Genomic DNA, 6,011 nt, shown 5'->3' on the forward strand with positions numbered 1-6,011 from the left:
GTAGCGCCACGATCACCATCAACGGCACCACCCAAACCTTCCCGCCACACATTCCCCCACATCAACGCCACATTCTCGACTCACTCGGGATCAAAACGGGGTACTAAGCCAAATGTCCTAAGTCGGGTGACGACGACCCCGTCACCGCCGAAATCCCAAGGACCTCGGTCTAATTCACCGCCGCGCGACTTTCCAGCCGCACATAGTCCGCCAGGCTCTCGTCGGCGGCGGCAGGCACGAACCCGGTGGACTCGATCTTCGTCAGGTCGAGAACCCCGCGCAGCGGCCGCGGTGACACCGGATTGGGGGCCGTGCTGAAGTACTCGTCGGTGGACACCCCGGTCACCCGGTTCGGATCGTGGCCCGCCAGTTCGAAAGTGCGTCGCGCCACGTCGGCCCACGAGGTGACCGGCCCGGACCCCGTCACGTTGTACGTTCCGTACGGCGCGCGGGTTTCGAGCAGGTGCCGGATCGCCCTGGCCAACTCGGTCGTGAACGTCAAGCGGCCGACTTGGTCGTCGACCACCGACGGGTCGACACCCCGCTCGGCCAGAGAAAGCATGGTGCGCACGAAGTTTCGGCCCTCGCCGATCACCCAGGAGGTGCGCAGGATGTAGTGCCGGCCCACGGTGCCGACGATCTGATCGCCGGCCGCTTTCGTCTGTCCGTAGACACCGAGGGGGGCCATCGGATCGTCTTCGCGGTAGGGCCGGGCCGAGGTGCCGTCGAAGACGTAGTCGGTCGACACGTGCACGACGGTCAGCCCGTGCGCGGCCGCGACGCGCGCCAGATTCGCGACACCGGTGACGTTGGCGGCCCATGCCGCAACGCGGCCTTCGGCGGTCTCGGCGGTATCCACCGCGGTGTAGGCCGCGGCATTGATGATGGTGTCGTACTCGCGCCACCGGCGTGCAGTGGCGAAAGCCCCGGAGCTGAGATCGAAATCCGGGAGGTCCACGTAGTCGACGTGGGACACACCGTCATAGGCCGCGCGCAGGGCGCGGCCGAGTTGGCCGCCACAACCGATCACCAGGATCTTGCGGGGCTGGATCGGGACCACCTCGGACAGCGGCCCCTGCGCCTTGTCCTTGGCGGACAGCTCGGCCTTCTCCAGCGGGATCGGCCAGTCGATGGCGATGGTGGTGTCGGCCGGGTTCAGCGAGGTGTATATACCGTCGGGCGAGTAGTGGTCGTTGACCAGGTAGGTGTAGGCGGTGTTGGGTTCCAGCGTCTGAAATCCGTTTCCGACGCCCTGCGGCACGAAGACGGCACGCGACGGATCGACCTCGGCGGTCACCACCGTCCCAAACGTCGGGCCGTCCCGCAGATCGACCCATGCGCAGAAGATGCGCCCGGTGGCGACCGAGATGTACTTGTCCCACGGCTCGGCATGGATGCCACGCGTGGTGCCGGCCGAGGAGTTGAACGAGACGTTGTTCTGGACCGGCCCGAAGTCGGGCATTCCGGCGGCGACCATTTTTTCGCGCTGCCAGTTCTCCTTGAACCAGCCGCGGTTGTCACCATGAACGGGCAAGTCCCAGATGACAAGTCCTGGAATGGCAGTGCTCGTCGCACGCAGCGCCTTGCCGAGCTCCGTCATTGCTTGCGCTCTCCTGTCATTGCCCGAGTCGGGCGTAGAAAGCTTCGGTGGCGTCTTTGGCGGGTGCCCACCAGGTTTCGTTGTCGCGGTACCACTCGATCGTCGCCCTCAGCCCGTGCTCGAAGTCAGGATATCGCGGCCGCCAGCCCAGCTCGTCACGCAGTTTGGTCGCATCGATGGCGTACCGCAGATCGTGACCCGTGCGATCCGGCACATTTTCGTAAGCGTCGGCATCCTGACCCATGATCGTCAGGATCAGTTCGACGACGGTCTTGTTGTCCTTTTCGCCGTTGGCGCCGATCAGGTAGGTCTCGCCGATCCGGCCCTTCTCGAGGATCTCCAGCACCGCCGACGAGTGATCGTCGGCGTGGATCCAGTCGCGGACGTTGAGACCGTCGCCGTAGAGCTTGGGGCGGGTGCCACGCAGGACATTGGTGATCTGGCGGGGAATGAACTTTTCTACGTGCTGGTAGGGGCCATAGTTGTTGGAGCAGTTCGAGATTGTCGCCTGCAGTCCGTAGGAACGCATCCAGGCTCGCACCAGCAGGTCGCTGCCGGCCTTGGTCGATGAATACGGTGACGACGGGTTGTAGGGACTTGCTTCGGTGAATCGGCCGGGATCGTCGAGCTCCAGGTCGCCGTACACCTCGTCGGTGGAGATGTGGTGGTAGCGGACGCCGTACTTGCGGACCGCTTCGATCAGCGTGAACGTGCCGATCAGGTTGGTGTGCAGAAACGGCTCCGGGTCGTCGAGCGAATTGTCGTTGTGCGTCTCCGCCGCGTAGTGCACGACGCCGTCGGCGGAGGCCACCAATTTGTCGACCAGCTCGGCATTGGCGACATCACCGTGCACGAAAGTCACCCGTTCTTCGGGGAGACCGGCCAGTGACTGGCGATTGCCTGCGTACGTGAGCTTGTCGAGCACGATGATGTGGTGGTCGGTGTGCTCGACGGCGTAGTGCACGAAGTTCGATCCGATGAAGCCCGCACCTCCGGTGACCAGCAGCTGAGTCACTGGGCGCCCCTTTCCAGCAAGTCCAGCAGGTAGGTGCCGTAGCCCGACTTCACCAGCTTCTCGGCGCGTTCACGCAGCTCGTCCTCGCTGAGAAAGCCCTGCCGCCAAGCGATTTCCTCGGGTACGCCAATCTTGAGGCCCGTGCGTCGCTCCATCGTGCGGACGAAGTCGGCCGCGTCGGTCATCTGGTCGAACGTTCCGGTGTCCAGCCAGGCGGTACCCCGCGGCAGCACCTGCACGCGCAGGCGCTCCTGCTCCAGATAGGCACGGTTGACGTCGGTGATCTCGTACTCGCCACGATCGCTCGGCGACAGTCCCCGCGCGATCTCCACGACATCGTTGTCGTAGAAGTACAGGCCGGGAACGGCGAAGTTGCTCTTGGGTTGTTTGGGCTTCTCCTCCAGCGACACCACCATGCCGCCTGCGTCGAACTCCACGACACCGTATGCCGACGGCTCCGCCACCCAGTAGGCGAAGATCACGCCGCCGTCGACGGTCGTGAAGCTCTTCAGTTGAGTGCCAAGACCCGGCCCGTAGAGCAGGTTGTCACCGAGGATCAATGCGACCTTGTCGGAGCCGATGAAATCGGATCCGATGGTGAACGCCTGCGCCAGACCGTCGGGCGACGGCTGCTGGGCGAACGTGATCGACACCCCGAACCGTGATCCGTCGCCCAGCAGACGCTCGAAGCTCTCCGCGTCGTGCGGCGTCGTGATCACCAGGATGTCGCGGATGCCGGCCAGCATCAGGGTGGACAGCGGGTAGTACGCCATCGGCTTGTCGTAGACAGGGATCAGCTGCTTGGAGACTCCAAGGGTGATCGGGTGAAGGCGGGTACCTGATCCGCCCGCCAGAATGATCCCCTTCATGGCGCCTTGCGGACGACTCGGACGCCCATCCCGTGTGTGTCGTAGATGCACAGATCGTCGCACCAGAACCGGCCGTCGAACACCACCAGCACACCCCGTTCGTCGCTGCGCGTCGACTTGATCTCGATCTCGGATCGGGTCCGCTTGTTGGCCGGCGTCACCTGGCCGCGGAACTTCCAGCTGAACATCTGGTCGAGAGCGACGGGTTCGAACTCGAATTCCGCACCGGTGCCGGCCAATCCGGATAGGCGGACCGCCGCACGGGCCGCCTGTTGCATGGCTTCCAGACCCAGCGAACCCGGCTGCACCGGGTCCTGGAAGAAGTGCGCCTTGAAGAACCATGCTTCGGGGGTGACGTCGTACTCGGCGACCAGCCGGCCCAACCCGGCTTCTCCGCCGTCGGGCCAGAAGTTCACCCGATCGAGCACCTGGAGCCGGCCCTGATCCAGCCACGGCGCGCCGTCGAGTTCGGGCGCCCGGTAGGACCGTGCGATCGGAGCGGGCGCGGAAAGCGCCTCCAGCGCACCCGGTTCCGTCCGCAGTCCGACCTGGGTCTTCAACGCCTCGGGACTGAAGAACCCGAACGCGGTCTTCATCGTCATGACGACCTCGTCGTCCTGCGTGCAGGTGACGTCGAAGAACACGATCGTCGAGCCGGCGCCGTCGGCGAACCGCTCCAGTGTCGACGTCACCCGCAGCGTGCCGACCCGGGCGGGCCGGTGCTGGATGACCTCCCCGCCGTCGAGATTGCGGAACACCACATCGTCGGCGCGATTGGCGGCGAACCCGTTGTACGACGACAGCCAGCCGCAGGGCTGCAGCAGAATCTCGATGAGCACGGGCATCGGGACCGCGTCGACGTGAGCGTCCCCGAAATACCACTCCCCTGCCGGGACATCGTATTCGGCGACGACGGTGCCGCCCTTGGTCGGCACGCCGGGCGGACTGGACACGCTGAGCACCCGTGACATGAAGTGGTAGGGCTCATCCGGCAGACGCGGCGCCCGGCGAGTGCCGTCGAACGGTGCGTACAACGCACCGAACGCATCCGACGGCATGCCGCGCCCGCAGGCCAGCAGCGCGCCCTGGTCACCGCGAACGTCGTTGGTGCCGGCCAGGATCTGCACCGGGCCGGGCGCACCGGGGGGCATCGGCCAGTCCGGCACGAGGCGCATGCCGAAGCGCCGGGCATGGAAGACCTTGAAACCGTCACTGCGGCAAAGCAATGCGGCAAAGACGGTCGGCGTCGGGCCGTCGATGATCTCCTCGATGAACACCTCGTAGTCGAGCATATGGTCGGCGTCGGGAGTCACCTGCCCGCGGCACACGAAGCGCGCCATGTCATCCGGGACAGGCTCGAACCGCCAGCCGTCACGCTCGATGGTGAAGCCGTAGGCGGCCATCGCGAACGACAGCGCCTGGGTGGCAGCGTCCGCCATCAGCGTGCCGGGCATACAAGGGTCGTTCTTGAAATGCCCGTCGTAGAACCACATGTCCTTCGGCACTGCGGCGGACGCACGCGGATAACCGCGCCCCCACGGGCCGCCGTTCGGATCGAACTCGGCGATCTCGTCGATCAGCCGTAGCTTGCCCTTCGGCAGCGACGGCGTACGGGTATGGGCGGCAGCCCGTTCGAATCCACTACCGAAGCACCGGTAGGCGTGGCCGTCGGTGAACGCCTCGACGTCCTCACGGGTGAAGGACCGCTTCTGCGTGATGACCGCCGGCTCGTCACGGACCGCACCCTCGCGCGGCGCGTCGTCGGCGGCATCCCACAGCACCCCGTCAGACTCGGCGAGTTCGGCATCGGAGAAGAACCCCGCCTGGCCATTGCGCACCGAGATCATCAGCCGGTCGCCGATGTAGCAGTCGTAGTGGAAGAAGAACAGCCGGGTGTCGCCGGTCTTCGCGTGACCGTCGATGTGGATCTCGTAGTGCAGCGTGTCGCCGCCCTTGGGCAGCTCGCCCATGAACGTCAGATCACACCCCAGCAGGCGATAGACACGCTCACTGCGGTTGGCGAAATCCGCGCCCAGGTATGACGCGAGCAGGAGGTCGGCTTGGCCGCTTTCGATCACGACACCGGGCGACATCCGGCCGTTGTGGATGTACCAGGCGTCGGGATCGACGTCGGTCTCGGTGACGATTGTGCCGGTAGCCATTGGAGTATCTGGGGCGCCGGGTCCTCCACTAATGCTCATCACCCGGTCGGCCAGGAGAAGTGGCGGCTCCGGCATCCGAACCAGGCGCTCGTACTGGTCGTACTCGGCGAACTTCGGACCCATGACCTCCGAAACCTTGCCTCCGGCAAGGATTTCCAGCTGGGAGCGGGACCAGAGCGGCTCGGATACCGGTGCCGGCCGCTTGCTCGGTGCCGGTGCGCTGGGCGCGGGAGCGGGCGCGGCCGCCACCGGCGGAGCCGACGGCGGCGTCGGGGGCGCAGGGGGTGGTGGCGGTACCTGGCGCTTATACCCATCTGGCGGTGCCCGCCACACCCCTTGTGTTGCCCTCGGTTGCTCCCCTTACT

General features: G+C 65.7%; 5 protein-coding genes. 1 reads left to right on the top strand and 4 read right to left on the bottom strand.

Going from position 1 to position 6,011, the window contains the following annotated elements; genetic code table 11:
• Nucleotides 1-169: 169 nt before the first annotated feature.
• From HPC46_RS33390 to HPC46_RS33405, 4 genes are read right to left on the bottom strand one after another with little or no spacing between them, the layout of a single operon-like run.
• The gene (locus tag HPC46_RS33390) at nucleotides 170-1,600 is read right to left on the bottom strand and encodes a sugar nucleotide-binding protein (RefSeq protein WP_179476292.1); all 1,431 of its coding nucleotides are present in this window, start codon (nucleotides 1,598-1,600) and stop codon (nucleotides 170-172) included.
• 16 nt (nucleotides 1,601-1,616) lie between these two features.
• A complete protein-coding gene (rfbB, locus tag HPC46_RS33395; RefSeq protein ID WP_179476293.1) occupies nucleotides 1,617-2,615 on the bottom strand; it encodes a dTDP-glucose 4,6-dehydratase in 999 nt (332 codons plus the stop codon).
• Nucleotides 2,612-3,484, bottom strand: a complete 873-nt coding sequence (gene rfbA, locus HPC46_RS33400) for a glucose-1-phosphate thymidylyltransferase RfbA (RefSeq protein WP_179476294.1) — start codon at nucleotides 3,482-3,484, stop codon at nucleotides 2,612-2,614. The genes rfbB and rfbA overlap by 4 nt, the downstream gene beginning before the upstream one ends.
• Nucleotides 3,481-5,769 (bottom strand): hotdog family protein, encoded by a 2,289-nt coding sequence (locus tag HPC46_RS33405; protein ID WP_218894935.1) that lies wholly within the window; start codon nucleotides 5,767-5,769, stop codon nucleotides 3,481-3,483. Before HPC46_RS33405 ends, rfbA begins: the two co-directional genes overlap by 4 nt.
• On the opposite strand from HPC46_RS33405, the gene HPC46_RS34775 reads away from it, so the two are divergent.
• The coding region (locus HPC46_RS34775) for a hypothetical protein (protein WP_218894936.1) at nucleotides 5,768-6,011 on the top strand (244 nt) is incomplete at its 3' end. The genes HPC46_RS33405 and HPC46_RS34775 overlap by 2 nt on opposite strands.

The sequence above is a fragment of the Mycolicibacterium vinylchloridicum genome (assembly GCF_013404075.1).
Classification (GTDB): domain Bacteria; phylum Actinomycetota; class Actinomycetes; order Mycobacteriales; family Mycobacteriaceae; genus Mycobacterium; species Mycobacterium vinylchloridicum.

Excerpts from the sequence above, each read along its gene's own strand:
- rfbA (WP_179476294.1), bottom strand. The coding sequence starts at position 3,484 with ATGAAGGGGATCATTCTGGCGGGCGGATCAGGTACCCGCCTTCACCCG.
- HPC46_RS33390 (WP_179476292.1), bottom strand. The coding sequence starts at position 1,600 with ATGACGGAGCTCGGCAAGGCGCTGCGTGCGACGAGCACTGCCATTCCA.
- HPC46_RS33405 (WP_218894935.1), bottom strand. The coding sequence starts at position 5,769 with ATGGGTCCGAAGTTCGCCGAGTACGACCAGTACGAGCGCCTGGTTCGG.